At 59.4% G+C, this 18756-nt stretch carries 10 protein-coding genes; 7 read left to right on the plus strand and 3 right to left on the minus strand.

The genetic code is table 11. The annotated features are described in order from the left end of the window. Nucleotides 1-15 precede the first annotated feature (15 nt). Genes QTI24_RS06815 through QTI24_RS06830 form a run of 4 tightly spaced genes read left to right on the plus strand, consistent with a single transcriptional unit; the run spans nucleotide 16 to nucleotide 3403 of the window. Entirely contained in the window at nucleotides 16-696 is a 681-nt protein-coding gene (locus QTI24_RS06815; protein WP_286599185.1) for a response regulator transcription factor, read from the plus strand. Then, nucleotides 693-2108 carry a sensor histidine kinase gene (locus QTI24_RS06820; protein ID WP_286599186.1) on the plus strand — a complete coding sequence of 472 codons (1416 nt, stop codon included), beginning with the start codon at nucleotides 693-695 and terminating at the stop codon, nucleotides 2106-2108. Before QTI24_RS06815 ends, QTI24_RS06820 begins: the two co-directional genes overlap by 4 nt. Nucleotides 2109-2110: 2 nt before the next feature. Continuing rightward, nucleotides 2111-2536, plus strand: a complete 426-nt coding sequence (locus tag QTI24_RS06825; RefSeq protein ID WP_286599187.1) for an RNA-binding S4 domain-containing protein — start codon at nucleotides 2111-2113, stop codon at nucleotides 2534-2536. Between the two features lie 60 nt (nucleotides 2537-2596). Continuing rightward, nucleotides 2597-3403, plus strand: coding sequence for a PPK2 family polyphosphate kinase (locus tag QTI24_RS06830; protein WP_286599190.1), 807 nt, complete (start codon nucleotides 2597-2599; stop codon nucleotides 3401-3403). A 476-nt stretch (nucleotides 3404-3879) separates the two neighbouring features. On the opposite strand, the gene QTI24_RS06835 is transcribed toward QTI24_RS06830, so the two are convergent. After that, the gene (locus QTI24_RS06835) at nucleotides 3880-4707 is read right to left on the minus strand and encodes a metallophosphoesterase (RefSeq protein WP_286599191.1); all 828 of its coding nucleotides are present in this window, start codon (nucleotides 4705-4707) and stop codon (nucleotides 3880-3882) included. A gap of 400 nt (nucleotides 4708-5107) precedes the next feature. Next, entirely contained in the window at nucleotides 5108-6616 is a 1509-nt protein-coding gene (locus QTI24_RS06840; RefSeq protein WP_286599192.1) for a helix-hairpin-helix domain-containing protein, read from the minus strand. Between the two features lie 652 nt (nucleotides 6617-7268). On the opposite strand from QTI24_RS06840, the gene QTI24_RS06850 reads away from it, so the two are divergent. From QTI24_RS06850 to QTI24_RS06860, 3 genes are all read left to right on the plus strand, one after another. Then, nucleotides 7269-7871, plus strand: coding sequence for an SOS response-associated peptidase family protein (locus QTI24_RS06850; protein WP_503011219.1), 603 nt, complete (start codon nucleotides 7269-7271; stop codon nucleotides 7869-7871). 162 nt (nucleotides 7872-8033) lie between these two features. Further along, nucleotides 8034-9482 carry an IS1182 family transposase gene (locus tag QTI24_RS06855; protein WP_286599195.1) on the plus strand — a complete coding sequence of 483 codons (1449 nt, stop codon included), beginning with the start codon at nucleotides 8034-8036 and terminating at the stop codon, nucleotides 9480-9482. Nucleotides 9483-10268: 786 nt separating this feature from the next. Beyond that, nucleotides 10269-11264 (plus strand): ABC transporter substrate-binding protein, encoded by a 996-nt coding sequence (locus tag QTI24_RS06860; protein WP_286599199.1) that lies wholly within the window; start codon nucleotides 10269-10271, stop codon nucleotides 11262-11264. 1074 nt (nucleotides 11265-12338) lie between these two features. Here QTI24_RS06860 and QTI24_RS06865 read toward each other — a convergent pair. Then, entirely contained in the window at nucleotides 12339-18275 is a 5937-nt protein-coding gene (locus QTI24_RS06865; protein WP_286599201.1) for an RHS repeat domain-containing protein, read from the minus strand. Nucleotides 18276-18756 lie beyond the last annotated feature (481 nt).

The following is an 18756-nucleotide window of genomic DNA, read 5'->3' on the forward strand; positions in this document are numbered from 1 at the left end:
ACCGAAAATCGCGGGATGAAGTTGCTGCTTATCGAAGACGATCCGTCGATGCAAACCACCCTGCAGCGCACGCTCGGCCGCCGCCAGATCGACGTACGCGTCTGCGGCGACGGCGCCCTGGCGCTCGACCAATGGCGCGAGCTGGAACCCGATGTGGTGGCCCTGGATCTCAGCCTCCCCCATCTCGACGGCCTGCAGGTGCTGGCCCAGGCGCGCGCCGCCGGGCTGCGCACGCCGGTGCTGCTTCTGACTGCACGCGGCACAGTGGGTGATCGCATCGTGGGGCTCAATGCAGGTGCGGATGACTACCTGCCCAAGCCCTTCGATCTCGATGAACTCGAGGCCCGCATTCGGGCGCTGAACCGGCGCCACCAGAACGCGGGTCCCGACTCGCCGGCGCGGCCGCAGCAGGTCGGCGGCCTTCGCTACGAACCCGACAGCGGAGCCATTTATCACCGCGCCGACGTGCTCGAACTCACACCGCGGGAGTTGGCGCTGCTGAAGGCGCTGATGGTCAAGCCCGGTCACGCCGTATCGAAGGAACGCCTGTTCGAGCTCGTGTTTCCGAGCGAGATGGACGTCCAGTACGAAGCGGTCGAAGTGGTCGTCTACCGGCTCCGAAAGAAGCTGGCGGGCACCGGCGCCACGCTGATGACCCTGCGCGGCCTGGGCTACCTCCTGCGCGAAGAAACATGAGGCGCATCTCGTCGCTGCGCGCGAGGTTGCTGCTCGGCATCCTCGCGCCGGTCGCGGTGTTCATCGTCATCAACAGCGTGAGCCTCTATCGGCAGAGTCTCGCGGCCGCGACCACCGCCTACGATCGGACGCTGCTCGCTTCGGCGAAGACCATCGGCGAGCAGCTCGACGTGGAGGGCTACGACGAAGCGGCTTCGCTGCGCGCCATGGTGCCCTACTCCGCGCTCGAGGCCTTCGAGGCCGACAACCAGAGCCGCATGTACTACCGCGTGTCTGCGCAGGACGGCGCGATGATCTCCGGCTTTGCCGAACTGCCCTTCTGGCGAGGAAAGCTTCCGGATCGGCCGCCCTACGCCGCTCTGGTGGATTTCTACGATGCCGAATTTCGCAACAGGCCGGTTCGCGTGGCCGTTCTGCTGCAGCCGGTCGCCAGCGCGCGCGGGCGCGGCATGGCCGTCGTGCAGGTCGCGGAGACGCTTGAGTTGCGCGAGACCCTCGCACGCAAGCTGCTCATCGACACGCTGTGGCGGCAGCTCGTGCTGCTTGCCGTGATCGCCGGCGTGACGGTGCTCGTGGTGCAGCGCGCGACCCGACCGGTGCGCGAGCTCGGCGAAGCGATCGCAGCGCGCGCCGCCGACGATCTCTCACCCATCGAGGCACCCGAAGCCCCTCGCGAACTCCTGCCCTTGATCGATGCCACGACCCAGGTGATGGGCCGCCTGCGCCGGCTGCTGGACCACCAGAAGCGCTTCGTGCGGGACAGCGCGCATCAGCTGCGCACGCCGCTCGCCGTGCTCAAGGCGCAAGTGCAATCCGCGCGCCGCGGCGACGTGCCGGCCGCACAGGCCTTCGGTGAAATCAGCGAGACGGTCGACCGCGCGACCGCGCTGGCGAACCAGATGCTGTCGCTCGCCAAGGTGGAGCAATTGCGCCAGCAGCCCGAATCCGTGGCGCTGGACCTCGGCGAGACGGTGCGCGGCATCGCGCTCGACCTCTCGCCGCTCGTCGCGGACAAGGCGCTGGACTTCGAGCTTTCCACCGCCCCGACGCCGGTGCAGGTACGCGCGCACCGCTGGATGCTTCAGGAACTCACTCGCAATCTTCTGCACAACGCCATCAAACACAGTCCTCGCGGCGCGACACTGGTGGTACGAGTGCAAGCCGACGGTGACGCAGCGATGCTCACGGTCAGCGACGAGGGCCGCGGCATCTCCGACGAACTGCGGCAACGGCTGTTCGCCCCCTTCGCGGCCGGCGACGTCGCAAGCGGCTCTGGATTGGGCCTCGCCATCTGCCACGAGATCGTGCTTGCCCTGGGCGGAAGCATCGCTCTCGACAACAGGGAATCCGGCGGACAGGTTGTCGGGCTGGATGCCGTAGTCAGCCTGCCGCTCGCGCGCGACAATCGATGAACATGGATCGTCTTCGCATCGACAAATGGCTCTGGGCCGCGCGCTTCTTCAAGACGCGCTCGCTCGCCGCCGACGAAATCGGCAAGCACCGCGTGCAAGTCAATGGCGACACCGCCAAGGCCTCGCGCGAAGTCAAGGTGGGAGACTCGGTCACGATGCGGCTTGGCGCCATCACGCGCACCGTGCTCGTGCGTGGCATCAGCGGCCAGCGCGGCCCGGCGCCCGTGGCGCAGCAGCTCTACGAGGAAACTCCGGAGAGCCTGGCCGCGCAGGCCGCGGCGCGCGAACAGCGGCGGGTCGGCAGCGAGCCGGCCCTCAGCATCGAACAGGGGCGCCCCACGAAGCGCGACCGGCGCGACCTCGATGACGCCCGCCGAGGCGGCTGGGACAACCGCTGGAGCGCCTCGCTGGATCGCGACGACGAGTAGGCACGGCGAAGGCGGGCCGCAATCGCGTACGCTGCGGATTTGCGCAGGAGCCCCCTCCTCATGGCCAGCTTCAAGAAATTCCTTGTCGGCAGCAAATTCCAGCTATCGAAAGTCGATCCCGCGGCTTCGCCCTTTCTGCGGGGCGACGAAACCGAACAGCGCGAAGAACTCGATGAGTTGGCGACCGAACTCGACGAGTTGCAGAACCTCCTGCATGCCGAGGGGCGGCGCAAGCTGCTGCTGGTGCTGCAGGGCCTGGACACCAGCGGCAAGGACGGCACGATCCGATGGGTGTTCTCACGCACATCGCCTCTTGGTGTCCGCGTGACGGCTTTCAAGGCACCGAGCGACGAGGAGCGTGCGCACGACTTCCTGTGGCGCTGCCACGCCGTGGTGCCACGTTCCGGCGACATCATGGTGTGGAACCGGAGCCACTACGAAGACGTGCTGGTGCCCGTCGTCGAGGGCTGGGTCGACAAGGCCGAGACGCGGCGCCGCTATGCGCAGATCAACGACTTCGAGCGGCTACTGACCGAGACAGGCACCGTCGTCGTCAAGTGCATGCTGCACATCAGCAAGGATGAGCAGCGCTCGCGCCTGCAGGCTCGTGTCGACGATCCCGGCAAGCACTGGAAGTTTTCCATGGACGACCTCGCCGTGCGCAAGAAGTGGGACGGCTATCAGCAAGCCTACGAAAACGCGCTCACGGCCACGTCGACCCCCTATGCGCCTTGGTACGTCGTGCCAGCGGACAGCAAGCGCCACCGCAACCTGATGATTGCCCAGCTGCTCGTCAAGACGCTGAAGGACATGAAGTTCAAGACACCGTCCTCGGATCCGGCCCTCAAGGGGCTGGTCGTGACATAGGCAACGCCCCATCGGCATCTGTCTCCCACGGCATTCCCCTCCAAACGGCGTATTGAAGCCGGGATGCAGCAGTCCAGGCAGGAAGGCGGCTCGGACCAGGGAGTCAGACGCAAAAAAAGCCCCGGCTGGCGGGGCTTTTTTGGGCCTTTCGATCACCGCGAGGCGATATGGAGGCCAATCCTGGCGGAACCGGAGGGAGTCGAATGCATTTGGTCGGACCACGGCGTTTGCCAGCCGCAGGTGCCTTTGCGGAACGACAGGGAGTCGTTGGCGGAAGGACAGTGATTCGGAAACCAAGGGCCTGCCAAGGAAATTCAACTCCTACGGCGACGCAGCCCATGCAAGACGAAAATACAGCGTCCTCCGTAGCGTACCCCAGCCCCCCTTTTCACTTCTGCCGTCCACCCGTTTCATCACTTTAGCGCGCCCGCCTGAACCCTTCAAGCGGCGCTGCGCCCACACGCAGACGACGCGCGTCAGGTCACATCGATCACCATGCCATGTCGAAAATTGGGATTGCCAGGATCAGCACCGTCCACCACATAACCCCGAGGATTGCAGACCACGCGGCACTGGCCGACGGAATAGTCGAAACTGGCGTGGGTGTGCCCGTGCACCCACAAAGTAGGTACCTCAAAGAAACTTGAGGGCAAATCGCTGGCAAACGCGCCCGACAAGTGATCTTGCTGAAACTGCCCGGAAACAGATTTCCAATGGGGCGCATGATGGGTCACGACGACGGTTGTTCCCGCAAATGGCTCGGCCAATGCCTGGCTCAGCCAAGACGCATCACGCCGGTGGTACCGCAACGTGTCGTCAGTGTCCAGCGGCCTTCCAACCGCTTCCCGACGCGAGCCGGGAACCGCACGGGAATCTGCCACACGCACGAAGCGGTAGTCGGGCATGTTCGCCTCGGCTTCGCGTCGGCACGTTTGTTGATCTGCAACCCGTTCGCCTTCGTGTCCCTTGATAGCCAAACAGAAGTCCGTCCAAAGGGTGCAGCCCAGAAACCGGATGCCACCGACCACCAAGGTACTTCTGTCCATGAAATGGACACCCAGCTCAGTCGCTGTTTGCCGCATGGCGTGAACTGCAAGATCGGCCCGCTGTCTGAAATATTCGTGATTGCCGGCGACGAAGAGGACCGGCACCGACACAAAGGTTCGGGCTGCCCAACGAATGCCTCTCCAACCGGGCGTGTCTATATCGCCCGCCAGGATCACGGCGTCGAAGTCGTGCGACTTCGGCGCCGCGAACTTTCTGCAAACCTCCAGATGAAGGTCGGAAAGGATCAGCAGTTTCATCGGCTTCACCAACCCCATTGGCACATCCGTGGTGTAGGCGCCATACGGTCGGCGATACGCGACGGTCCAAGCGGCCGGCCCTCAAGGTTTGGTCTTGCCATTGCCCTCTTGGACCCAAGGGACGTCAAACAGGCTCTTAGGCTTGCCAGTTTTCAGGGCTTGCTTGCGTCGAGCCAAGGTCCTCTTCACGTCTTTCTCATTCGATCTGCTTTCCGCCGCGCTCTCGCCCCCCTTAACCAGTAACTCGTAGCGATCCCGGCCCGCGATCCATCCTGGTGGGCGATGCCCTCGGTCGACCCACCGACGCCCTGTGATCCGATCCTCGTAGACGCGTCGGTAGGATGGGCAACCATCCAGAAAATGTCTAGTCCTCGTCATCATTGCCTCCTTGTCAACGGCCTCAAAAGGCCTGGGTGCCAACCCCGACTCGCGTCCATCCTTGCGGCAGACGGTCCGAATGCTCCGCGGGGTACGCCAGAGATTTGAACCGTCGAGCCCGAACGAGAGACATCAAAAAGTAACGCCCACGAGGCTCTGAAACCACCGTTCTCGTCCGCCTCGTATGACACTCACCGGAAGTCACGGCTAGCCACGCGCAGTTGCCCAAGCAATTCTGTGTGATCCACAGTTTCATGGCTACGAGCGAGTGCACGCCCTTCTCGCTCTGCCATGTGCCTTCGACGCTCAGCAGCTTCGCGCCCAGCAGCACGGCGCGCTGCTTCTCGGCGACCTGCGGCCAGACGATGATGTTCACGGTTCCGGTCTCGTCTTCGAGAGTCGCGAAGATCACGCCTTTCGCAGTGCTTGGACGTTGCCGATGCGTCACGATTCCGCTGGCGCGAACCTTTTGTCGATCCTTGGCTTTACAACGAAGTTGCTCTGACGTCTGAATCCCCAGGTCGGCCAACTGCGACCGAAGCAATGCCAGCGGATGTCGACGCAAGCTCAAACCGAGGGCTCCATAGTCGTCCGCGATCTCGGTGCCCTCCTCGGGCTGCGCAAACGCAATGGGGTCCTCATGCGTTCGCGCTTCGCGCAGCATCTTCGTGGGACGCGTTTCAACGCCTCTTGCCGCCCAAACGGCATCGGGTCGCCGCCCGGCCAAACCGAGCAAGGCATCCGCAGCCGACAGACATCCGAGGTCATGGGCGTCGAGCTCCGCTCGCATCGCAAGGTCCTCTACGCTCGCAAACGAAGCAGACTCCCGCGCCGCCACAATCCGCTTTGCCGCTTGCTCACGCATTCCGTTGATACGCGAGAATCCCAGCCGCACGGCGCGTGGCGGCTGCTCATAGGTGGCATCCCAGCGCGACGATGCCTCAGCCTGGGCGGCCTCTTCCAGTGTCGACTCCCATTGGCTGACCATCACATCCACGGGCCGAACAACGACGCCATGCTCTCTCGCATCGCGCACCAGCAGCGCTGGCGCATAGAAGCCCATGGGCTGGCTGTCTAGGAGTGCCGCCAGCATCGCATCCGGATGATGGCGCTTGAGCCAGCAGCTCACGTACACGAGCAGAGCAAAGCTCGCCGCGTGCGATTCCGGAAAGCCGTAACTACCGAATCCCTCCACCTGCTTCGCGATCCTGAGTGCGAATTCCTCGGTGTAGCCCTTGCGCAGCATGCGTTCGATGAGCTTGCGCTGGTGCACCTCCAGGCCACCGCGCTTGCGCCACGCGCCCATCGCTCGGCGCAGTTGATCCGCTTCGCCGGCGGTGAAGTCGGCCGCGGCCATGGCGATCTGCATCACCTGCTCCTGGAACAGCGGCACGCCGAGCGTGCGTTCCGTCGCCTTGCGGATCTCTTCGCTCGGGTATTCGATCGCCTCTTCGCCGGCTCGCCGGCGCAGGTACGGATGCACCATGCCGCCCTGGATCGGCCCGGGCCGCACGATCGCGACCTGGATCACGAGATCGTAGAAGCGTCTGGGCTGCATGCGTGAGCAGCATGCTCATCTGCGCCCGGCTCTCGATCTGGAAGACGCCCACCGTGTCCGCCTTGCAAATCATTTCGTAGATTGCCGGGTCCTCCGCTGGGACATCCTGCATACGCATCGGCGGCCCGCCGGCCTTCTCGCCGGCGAGGTCGAGGGCTCGATGGATTGCCGTGAGCATGCCAAGGGCGAGAACGTCCACCTTGATCAAACCCGTCGAATCCAGGTCATCCTTGTCCCACTGGATGATGGATCGGTTCTCCATCGCGGCGTTTTCGACCGGCACCAGGCGACTCAACTTGTCCCGCCCGATCACAAATCCACCGGGGTGCTGGCTCAGATGCCGTGGAAAGCCACGGATCGTGTCCGCAATCTTGAGCCAGTGAATCACCTTCTGATCGGCGGGATCGATTCCGTTCTCGATCAGGCACGCCTCGCTGATCCATTTTTCATCGTTGCCGTAGGCGGTCTTGGCCAATCGCTCGATCGTGTCGAGCGGGATCCCCATAGCCTTGCCCACGTCACGCAGCGCCGACTTGGTCCGGTAGGTGATCGCCACCGCGGTGAGCGCGGCGCGGTGCCTGCCGTACTTCTCGTAGACATACTGCATCGCCTCTTCGCGACGCTGGTGCTCGAAATCGATGTCGATGTCCGGCGGCTCCAGACGCTCCTGAAGCGCGCCGAGCTGCTACCGGACGACTGGCGAATCTTCCCTGGCGTCTACGCGCCAGTGATGATCTGGGAGGACGGTAAGCGCGTGATCAAGCCGATGCGCTATCAATGCCGACCGCCCGGTAAGCCGGCGTTCTATGACACCAAGTTCCCGGGGTCCTACAACGCGCGCAAGGACAACCTCGACAGCAGCTTCTGGCGCGGAACTTTCGGTGAGTTCCACGGCATCTTGGCCGTGAACGCGTTCTACGAAAACGTCCAGCGCGATGGGAAGAACGTCGTGCTCGAATTCAGGCCACGGCCGCAGCAAGATATGCTGGTGGCCTGCCTGTGCTCACATTGGAGCGAAGCCGGTGAGCCCGATCTTCTCTCCTTTGCGGCGATCACGGACGAGCCGCCGCCTGAGATTGCCGCAGCCGGGCACGACCGATGCATCGTGCCAATCAGACCGGAGAACGTCGATGCGTGGCTGCAGCCGCAGAGCAGGAGTCCCGCAGAGCTGCACGCCCTCCTCGATGATCGCGAGCGGCCGTACTATGAACATCGGCTTGCGGCGTAGGTGATGCAGGAGCGAACAGCACCGTGGATACGAGGGCTCACGAATGTCAACCCTCACCCATTACGGGCCGTAGACGATCCGAAGTGCAGCGAGGCTGTGTGAAAACGGTTGAAGGACTCACGCAACTCGCCTAAGTTATGGCAACTCGTCAAGAGGGGTCACATGAAGCGATTCATCGAGGGAGAGGACCGAACTCAGGTCACCTTGCTGCCGGAGTGCCTCGAGGACTTCATCGCGGAGGACAACTCGGTCCAAGTGGTCGATGCCTTCGTCGACGAACTGGACTTTCAGGAACTCGGGTTCGAGGGTGTTCTCCCCGCTTGCACCGGTCGGCCCGGCTATCACCCGGCCGTGCTGCTCAAGATCTACATCTACGGCTACCTCAACCGTATCCAGTCCAGCCGGCGCTTGGAGCGTGAATGTCAGCGCAACCTGGAGTTGATGTGGCTGACTGGCCGGCTTGCCCCTGACTTCAAGACCATCGCCGACTTCAGGCGCGACAGCGGTAAGGGCATTCGCAACGTGTGCCGGCGCTTCATCGTGCTGTGCCGCGAACTGAAGCTGTTCTCTCAAGCCGTGGTCGCAATCGACGGCAGTAAATTCAAGGCGGTGAACAGTCGAGAGCGCAACTACACCGAAGGCAAGCTCGCCCGTCGGGAGCGGGAAATCGAGACCAACATCCAGCGGTACCTTGATGCGCTGGACACCAACGATCGCACTGGGCCGAGCGACTGGCTTGAGAAGACGGCGCGGCTGAGCGCCAAGGTGCACGATCTTCGGCAGAAGATGAAGGCGCTGCGCGGCATGCGCGAGCAAGTTCGGGCGGCGCCTGACGGCCAGGTCTCGCTGACCGACCCCGATGCCCGTGCAATGACCACACACAGCAATACCGGCATGGCGATGGTCGGCTACAACGTGCAGGCGGCAGTCGACGGCAAGCACCACTTGGTGGTGGCCCATCAGGTGACGAACACGGGCAGTGACAGGGCCCAGCTCAGCAAGATGGCGCATGCGGCGCGCGAAGCCATGGGCAAGCCGCGCTTGAAGGCTATCGCAGACCGTGGGTACTTCAGCAGCGCGCAGATCAAGGCGTGCAGCGATGCGGGAATCGCAGCGTACGTCCCCAAGCCAACGACTTCCAACGCCAAGGCAGAGGGCCGGTTCGACAAAGCGGACTTCGTGTACATCGCTCGCGACGATGAATATCAGTGCCCCGCTGGGCAGCGCGCGATCTACAGGTTCACGCGCGAGGAGAGCGGCCTACAGATGCGCCGATACTGGACCAGCGCCTGCCCTGAATGTCCGATGAAGGCGCGCTGCACACCCAGTGACTACAGACGAATCTCACGATGGGAGCATGAAGACGTTCTCGAGGCAATGCAGCGACGCCTTGATCGCCAGCCGGATGCGATGTTGACGCGCAAGAAGACCATCGAGCACGTCTTCGGCACGTTGAAACTCTGGATGGGCTGGACGCACTTCCTGACGCGTGGCATCGAGAACGTGAGTACAGAGTTCAGCCTCAGCGTGCTCGCTTACAACCTCAAGCGCATCATCTCGATCTTGGGTATCGCCAAAACGATGAAGGCGGTGAGGCTGGCGGGTGGGTGACCACCCTTTTATGCCGTAAACGGCCCCTTCCACCTCAAGTAAGCATCTCGGCCTCGCCGTACTACTGGACGACCACCATGGCCGGCGATCGTCTACTGGCGCGGGTGTCCGCCATGGCGGCCGTTCCCACACAGGCTCCAGCGGTTGCAGTCCTTCCCTGCCGCCCGACGAACTCACGCTGTAGCGCCGAGTGCGGTCATTCAGGCGCCGCGAGCATCTCAGAATCTACGACCGGTCCCAAGGCATCACGGACATCGCCTGAGCGGCACCCCCTCACCGACTGCCAACTCGGTTCCGAAGCCGGATCAAGCGGCCGCTTTTCACGTAACCAGAGTGGTAGTCCGGGCCCGGAGCAGACGTACGCCGACCTTAGTTCGACTCCGCAAAGCGGACGCAGGCCAACGAAGCATTAGTTGTTAGCAGCTCAGGGCCGCGTCATTGGCGAAGGTAGCGGGCACTCTTTGACCTTCATGCGCCCTATGCTCCCATTCCATAAGGCGTCTGTCACGCGAGAAGGCGCTGCAGCGCTTCTCTGGCGCGGAGCCTGATAGTCAGCTCGCTTGGGACGCGCAACCTGCCGGAAGGGCCCGGCGAATGGGCTAACTGCCGGCAGCCCGCAAGCCGACACCATAGCCAGCACCCATCTCCGAGACGGCGGCCTAGCGTTCGAGCTGCCCCTTGTGCCAAGGCCGCGGCTGGATCTGCGAAGACCACCCCGACCAGCTGAGCGCTCCGTCGCCCCGCACCCGCTTTGCGTTGAGGGTGGATCGGAGGTAGTCTCGGCGCATGAATCCGCGTCCGGACGGCTTTGCACGCCGGCTCATCGTCCTCGGTGCGGCAGCCGGCATCGCGCTTGGCGTCTGGCCAGCCGACCGCCCGCGGCGCATCGGCTACATCTCGTTTTTTCCGCGGCCAAGCCTCGGCGTCGTGCCTATCTTCGATGCCTTTTTCGCCGGCATGCGCGACCAGGGTTACGAGGAGGGCCGCGACTATGTGATGGACTGGCGGCACACCGGGGGCAAGCCGGAGGGTTTCGACGCGCATGCCGTCGCAATGGTGGCGGACGGCGTTGACCTGTTCTGGTGTGTTACCACCGCCGCGGCGATGGCCGCGAAGCGAGCGACGAGCACGATTCCGATCGTGTTCTCGGGGGTGAGCGATCCCGTCACGAGCGGCCTGGTCTCGTCGTTGGCGCGCCCCGAGGGCAACCTCACCGGCCTGTCGGCCGTCGACGACGAGTTGCACGCCAAGAGGATCGAGTTGCTGCGCGAGTTGCTGCCGCAGGCCCGCGAGGTCGCGGTGCTCTGGATGCCCTTGATCGCCACGCACCAGACGGAGCTGACGCAGATCGAGGTGGTGGCGCCTCGGCTCGGCATCCGCATCCAGCGGGTCGAGCTGAACCGCGTCGAGGACATCGTGGCTGTCATCCCGCCACTAGCCCGCACGGGCACCGAGGCGTTGTTCATGCTCCCGGCGGGCTGGCATGTCTACTCGAGCGGCGAGCTGGTGGCCGCAGCGACGCAGGCGCGCCTGCCGTGCATTGGCACGGAGCGCTACCACCACGCCGGTGGCGCCTTGCTGACGTATGGGGCGGACATCGCTGCACTGGCGCGCCGCGCCGCCGGCTACGTCGACCGGATCTTCAAGGGCGCCAAGCCCGCCGACCTCCCAGTCCAGCAGCCGAATAGGTTCGAACTGCTGATCAACTTGAAGACCGCCCAGGCGCTCGGCGTCGCGGTTCCCAGAAGCCTCTTGCTGCGTGCCGACGAGGTCGTGCGCTGAGAGGCTGCGGGGCGCTTTGACCGCCGGCCTCTTCGCCTGCAGCCGACTGTCGCGAAGGTCGACTCCTGGCCGCGAGTACCAGTTCGCGGCCATGCCTGTCAGCTGACCTTCGGCGTGCTCGCTCAGTTGGCCGAGGACTGCTATCGGCAAGCTTGACGAACAGGAAGTCACGGCCATGAACGGTCCTTGGGTCGCGCCAATCGTGCGGCGGGTCAAGACCGACTCAGGTCGTTCAACGGCGCGAACCGAGCTGGCGGTTTCAACCCATCGCCGTCCCTAGCGCCTTAGACAAGCAGACATAGCCTGAGCTATGCCCCGAAATTGAGGGGTGCGCCGCGAAAGCCGACCGTCAACAAGGCGGCCCGACCACAGCGCTTCAACCCCTACAAGGCCACAAGTTAAGCCCGACGAGCGAAACTGCGCCTCTCGCACGGCTATGGCCAGACTACAAGTCGGCTCAATCGTCTTATTATATCTGCGGGTAATAAAGCTCAGCGAAAAAAGTGAGAGCACTGCTTTAGAAGCGGACTTTAGAAACCAGGTGGGGATAAATGTCCGCAACCCTGCCCTAGGATTGTTCCGCGATTGGATTTTTCTTTTTTCTATTAGCCCTTTACTTCGCAAGGCCTAAAGACGCGGAGCTTTTTAAGCCTCTTATAGTTAGCAAATAGCAGGGAAAGATATGAATTGAATTCTCGCCAGGTTGCAATGTAATGAATGGCCGATGGTGATTTCGTCCGAGTTGACTGCTCGATATGTTGATGACAACCCTGCTCGTCTTCAACGTATCTGCCAAGACCTTCGCTTCGGCGTTGAGCGAAATTGTTGACGGGCAACGCGACCGCTTTAGCGTCTGACAGGAGCAAGCGGTGAGAGTGGCCTGCTGCCCGACCGTTGTCTTGGAAGCCGACTAGCCATGGCTCAATATTGAAACGGCGCAGTGGCTCAAGCTTCAACGGCACCCGCATCGTATGTCCAATTCCCTCTTCAAACGCCGCCAATGCAGGTTATCCAGTGCGGCGATCGATGCCTCTCAGAAGCAATGGTCGGTGGCCGCCGAATTCCAGGCCCATGCTACTTTTTGTAAAAGAACTCGGGACACCTAGGCGCGCCGGGCGGCCTTACCGGAGTTAGCGAAATGTAACCAAAAGGAGCACTATCAAAACTGACATAGCCCGTGGTCGAGCTATATACATTGGCCGACCGGCTAAATGCGCCACTAAATTGGTTCAAATATCTAAAAAAGAAATTTACAGACAAAGCACTGTTAACAATTAAGCGATCCTCAGCGCTATAGCCCGGGTATTTTCGCTTTAGTCTTTCGTATTGAGCAACACGCTCAAAGCCTGCAGCTATCTTTTCCGAATCAGTTGCTGTAATAGTTTGCCCCCCTTCTGGAATCAAACCTCCGCTGACCCATGGAGCTAAATTGTTCGAGCCAATGCTTTCAAAAGCTTCGGTTGAGCAAACCTGTGTCGCCGGCGGGACGGCAGCTACCGGAAATGGCTGAGCTTGCGGCCCGCCGGGCACATCACCTCCACCACCACCTCCCCCACCCCCAGGACCACTAGGGCCACCCGTAGGGTCAGCAGGCCCAGAAGCGTCAGGGTAACAAACTCTCTCTACCCAAGTTCCACCTCCCGGCCCAAGATCCGCGCCAGTATCCGGGTCTTTAACATGGGCTTCAAAATTCGACTTCTGAACTTCGTAACACAGCAGCCCGTTAGGATCGGAAGCGTTAATGGGATCGTTCCGCACATACGCGTACAGGTTTAGGCTTTGAGGATCTGCGAAACGGTACGCTCCCTTTGCAAGCGGATCAACTTGGATAAATCTACCTTGCTGCGAGCTGTAAAATCTATTCACCGCATAATCAAGCCCGCTGCCAAGGCCCCTGTCGTAGCTAGCAAACCTTCGTGTGTTGTCTGAGCTCAAAACCGGCTCCGTACCATACGAGTACGGATTTTGATCCTCAACAACATTTCCAGCGCCATCTGTTACGAGCCGCGTACCCAGAAGCCTGTCCGGCTGATGGTAAGTAATCTTTTCCCAGCGCGACAAGACGGGCGAAGAAGTTGCAAGCAGGCGTTCCCCCAAATAGAGGTAGCTCTTTTGCCACTTCATTGTCGCAGTGCTGGCGTCAGGTTCATATTCAGCGATAACATGTCCATTGTCCCAAACATAAACCTTGGATTGCCACGCACTTGCGGAAGATAGACGAAAAGATGCCGCCACTCTTTGCCTGCCAATTCCATAAGTAAACTTTTCGATAGCGGAACCGCCGTCGTCTGTTATTTCAACCAAGCGACCCGCGGCATCGTAAATATAGCGCTGAAAGGCACCATCTCGACGAAGTGAACGGACCAGATTGCCTTCGTCGTCGTATGCAAATCCAGCGGTGATTATACGATTGGTGCCTGCGTCGTAAGTAATTCCATCGAGGCCATCTTGATTTTCCGGACGCTCCGGCCCGTTGCACGGAAGCGGCACACAAATATCAAACGCCTTTGAGCGCGTCCGATTCCCGTTTGAGTCATATGCATATTCCTGAGTGCCAGACGCTAAGGTTACCTTTGCCAGCCGACCTAACGCGTCATATTCATATTGTCGGTTGACAGAACTATTTAGATTGTTAACAAGGTCCACAAGTCGTCCCGTTACCCCGGGCTTGTTGCGGTGAACATATCCATATGAAATATCCAGAGGCGAGGCCCCGCTTGCACTCAGGACTCGCTGACGACTCAATAAGCCGTTTAGAAGCGAAAATTCGTAGCTTTCAACAAATCCGCTGACTCCCGGATTAACGTTTAGTCGAGTCATTTGCGACTCGGCATTATACGAGATAGCAGAGGCCTCAACGATGGGAGTCAAAATGCCTAGACGAAATATCTTCAAGGCGCGAGTGCGGCTTGCAATGTCATATTCTGTCCCAATAGCCAGCTTCATTCGGCCGACAGCATAAGGATCAGGGTGGATGACGGCCTGAACCCGGCCAAGGGGATCATTGACAGTTTCAACGATGAGGGGATAGTTTTCGAATCCAGAAAAGAGAGACTTCGTGTATCCGATGAGCCCTTGGTTATCATAGCCGTACTCAATGCTGTAACTCCCAGATCCTGCTTTCCAAAGCCGAGTCTTGTCATCGCTAGCCATATAACTGAACGTCACAGGCGCCGTTGGCGCAATGGTCGAAGCGTTGGCAGCATCTCCGATGTCATACGCCACAGAGCGAAGCCTGTTTAGTGGATCGCTTCCATAATCCCAAACTGTTTTTACGCCACGGGCGTCCGTACGAGCCCTAGGATTACCGCGTTCGTCGTAAATAAAAAAGTCACTAAAAACTCCGCCGGCACCGACGTACTTTCCCGCCCCATTCAATGTAGCATTTTTTTCCGGTAGGCGTTGACCAATTGTGCGTCCCAGCGAATCGTACGAGAAGCGCGTCGCTTGATTGCCGCGCTTCACCTCTACCAATTGATCGAAAGCATTAAAGCTATATCGAGTAGCGATATTCCCAGCTTCGAAAACCGAGCCGTTTCCGCTGCCGACGGGCTCGACGACCTCTGCGACGCGTCCTAACGCGTCATAGCGCATCCAGCGCTCCCTGCCCCACGTGTCCATGCTACGGACCGTTTGACCAAGCTCGGAAGACGCAGAGCTGGGGCGCTCAGTCTTCTCGTTGTAAAGGTTAAATACTGCATTGTTCCCGTCGGGCGTCTTTAGGGAAACTAAGCGGCCAAGCGTATCGTAAGATTTCTCACTGATTGCAACCACTTGTTCTGTAGCGCTCCAACCACAATCTGGATTCCCGGCGGTACAGTCGTCAGCTAAAATTAATGCAGCGCCGTAGCGTGCGCCGCCGGCCGCTTTAATCGCCAAGCGCCGGTTGCGGTCGCTCAGCAACATTCCATTCTCATATGTCCAAGTGCAGTCCGGATTGGTTGGCGTGCAGTTATCGACCAGCCTTATCTCTCCATGATTATGTGCGCCGTTGTATGCGTTGATCGCGAGACCTGGGTCTCGAGTGCTAACCAACATTCGGTTGACGTCGTAGGTCCAGGTGCAATCGGGATTGTCCGGCGCACACCGGTCATGAAGTTGTAGCAACCCGTGTGGCTGAGCGCCATCCCACGCATTGACAGCGAGCGAGGGATTGCGTGCACTAACAAACATGACACGCGGTCGAGATAAATCGGAAGCGAAGGGCCTGCTTTGCTTCCACGGCCGCTTAATTGAATCGTACGAAAACGTCTGGATGTTCCATTTCTCGGCGTCGCTGCTATCAGACCTAATTCCGATCTCCCGCGCCATGCCTAGTCCGTTAAAACGCGTTCTCACCGCAGAGCCGACGGCTCCGGAAGCGCTAACTCGCGTTTCGGTGATGCTCATCGCAGCATCGTCATATTCATAACGGATTTCGGCATCGAAATTAGTAATCGATCCCGGCATCTTTTGATACATGTGCTCGATTCTCGAGCTTGTCGCTGAATAGTCGAGATTGACGCGTGCGCCGTTTTCGTCCGTCATCGAACGCGGTAGGCTCGTGTAGTAGTAGTAGGTCGCGGAAGTCGTCACCCTGTCGGAAGCTAAATCTTTTCCTCCACGAATAGTGGTTATCGGAAAGGCGTATTGCGTCGCGCGATCGTACGCGTAACTTATCTCATCGCAACAACTGCTCCCCACAATTGCGACAAGGTTACCAGCGATGTCGTATCGGAAGGTCTGAGTCAGCCCGCCAGCGCGATGAACGGCATCGGCGTAGCGGGTGATTTGAGTAACATTGCCCCGGTAATCTGTGGCCGGATCAAATGGACCTTCCCAGTGGGCAGCCTCACATTCATCTTGACAAGGTGGGTGGCGTGTCGGATCGCATACCCTATGGCAAACTTCGGGAATCCACACTCTAGCTTCCGGGTTATACCTGTCACTGTGTTGGATAATTCCCGGCGTTGGTCCCAAAGACTGCTTGTCGTATGTATATTCTGCGCGCGACACCAGGGTGGGGCTGGCTTTGCCGTCATACTTTTCCACTGATTTAGTGAGGTTGAATACGTGATTCTTTTCGTAAAGAGGATCAGACTCGTAATCAATGTGGGTTCGGCGAAGTACGCTTATGTTTGAGTCGAGAAAATCATACTCAATGACGTCGGTGATTTGATTGTGTTTCTCGCCGAAGCCATACTCGACGGTCCTCTTTTGGTTTTTTTCATCAAACAAATCTCTACGTTTCAAACGCGGCCCGTCAATGCTCGGCTCCCAGGCAAATTTGGTTACTCCGACTGTCAAATCATGGTCATCGTAGTTCGTAAGGCTTATAACTTGTCCCTCTTTTGATATTGCAAGAATCTTGGAGTTGTCTGGAGAAGTGGTTTTCGTACACATCTCATTTAACGGATCGTTTGGCAAAGTAGGATCGCAAGGACCGACCGAAAAATGAGTCACCGCCGCCGAACTGTTCTCGCCGCCCTCCCACCATTCGCTCATGCTTCTATAGCTAAACGTTTCCGCCGGTTCTCTGAAGCCGAGCTCGATGTTTCCCGGTGTGGAACCGTATACAACCTCACGTGTCGCGAGACCTGGGCCTACCGTCCCCTGCTCATTGGATGGTCCAGTGAAAGTCATGCCGCGCCTCTGACTCACTTTACGCAGGACGCCCTCGTCCGAATAAGAGTCTTTGTCTGCGAACCAGTATCCTGTCGACGTGCCGGGGTAGTAGAGAGCGTCAATTATGCTCACTACGCTGGATAGCCTGTTACTCCACCAGAGCCTTACGTCTCTGTAATGCATCCGAATGAGATTATTTCCGTCCGGCCCCGTTATTGCGGTTAAATGGTCTGTTGCGTCGTACGTGAAACTAGTATTGCGCCCAAGCGTGTCCGTTATAATTTCAATGTTCGGACCTTTGTTTTCCCGATAGGCGACGGTGATATAATTGCCGTTGACATCAGTAATTTGCGTCGGGTAAATTCCATTATCGTAGCCCTGATTTCCGGAGGCGGTATAGACGACCACCGTGCCGTTGGGGTATTTAAGCTGGGCATCAGTAATTCCCCAGTTGCGGTTGGGAATTGTGACCGTCCCACTAATTAACGTACCATCGTCGCAACGCACTTGATGAACTCTTGAACCATCGGGCCTCTCCACGGTTCCGATGACGCCGCACATATGGCGGGTCCCATCAGAATCGGTCAACAAATACAATTTGGTTGTAGCCCCTTCTGCGATCCTGACGAGTTTGCCAAACCCTAGAGACCAGCCTGGGGCCGGCCACCCAAAATCGGGATCATATATCAAGCCCACGTCGCCTACATTCCAAATATGCGCGTTATACGTAAGAGTGAGATTGACATCTATTCCACGTCCCCGAAGATCTAAAATTGGAATCGGAAGCGTAAAATTGCCACTGCCGAGATTCTCCGCTGCCTCCCAAACGGCGCGGGGCACCCCGACAAAGGCGGAATAAGAAAGACTTCTGCCACGATGGTTTTTTGGACCAAATGCTGAGCCGATGTTGCTTTCGTCCCAACCGGTCCCAGAATCTTCATTGCGCGCGCGCGCAGGAGGCGCCGATTCACCGGCGGTACGCTGGTTGTTTGGGGCTAGCGGGCTTAACGCCATCCCGGCTGTTTGAAGTGCCTTTACCGTGACGGCCACAGTCTGATGCTTGCCTCGTCGATCGGTTGCCGTCACTCGGAAAACGCCCGGATTTCGCGGCGTGAAACGACCTTCCGGTCCAATTGGGGTTAATTTGTTAGAGGAGTCGCGCGCAGTCCAAATCACCGTCGCTCCACCGACGTGCCGGCCACTTCTATCCAAACCTACTGCCGAGAAAATAATGCTTGAATTCTGTTCAACGATGGCTTTTGAGGGGTATATACGAATTCGTCTTATGCTTGCGTCACGTTCAGACTGTTGCTCCTGAGGAGTCTGTACAGTCACGGAATGCGCTTGTATACACCATATCGCTGTGAACAGACAAAGACTATTGAAAAGCGTGGAGGCTTTCATCATCCATGTTCTCCTTCTTAGTTTTGTCCGGACTGACGCCAGATATTTGAATGTTTTTGGGCGTAGCGCTGTGACAAAGGGTAAAGGGGAGCGTCAGGCGGCTTGATATGCAATGTTTTGACGCACTTAGCCGTGTCGGCGGTTGGCGATGGGACCCAGCCAGACCAGCCCAAGTGGGTCAGCAGGTCATTGCCCACGAGACCGTCGTCGCTGCATACCGCTTGGGCACGAGCATAAAATAACGTGCTGCACCGGCCAGCAGGGCCGAACGTAACCACAGTCCGCCCGCCTTACTGATTACAGTCTCGTCGACCGCGCCGGCCATCACGTCCTCGGCGGAGACGGGTTCTCGAGATCGCTTTGGCGCGTTTGCGATTTGGTTTTAGGCGCGATTCTGCTTCCAGTACTCGCGAAGTAGGTTAGATTGAACTTGTGATGCCAAGGCATGTAACGCTTAACACGCGCAAACCCATCTAGATTAATA

The sequence above is a fragment of the Variovorax sp. J22P240 genome, from assembly GCF_030316855.1.
In the GTDB taxonomy this organism is placed as follows: domain Bacteria; phylum Pseudomonadota; class Gammaproteobacteria; order Burkholderiales; family Burkholderiaceae_C; genus Variovorax.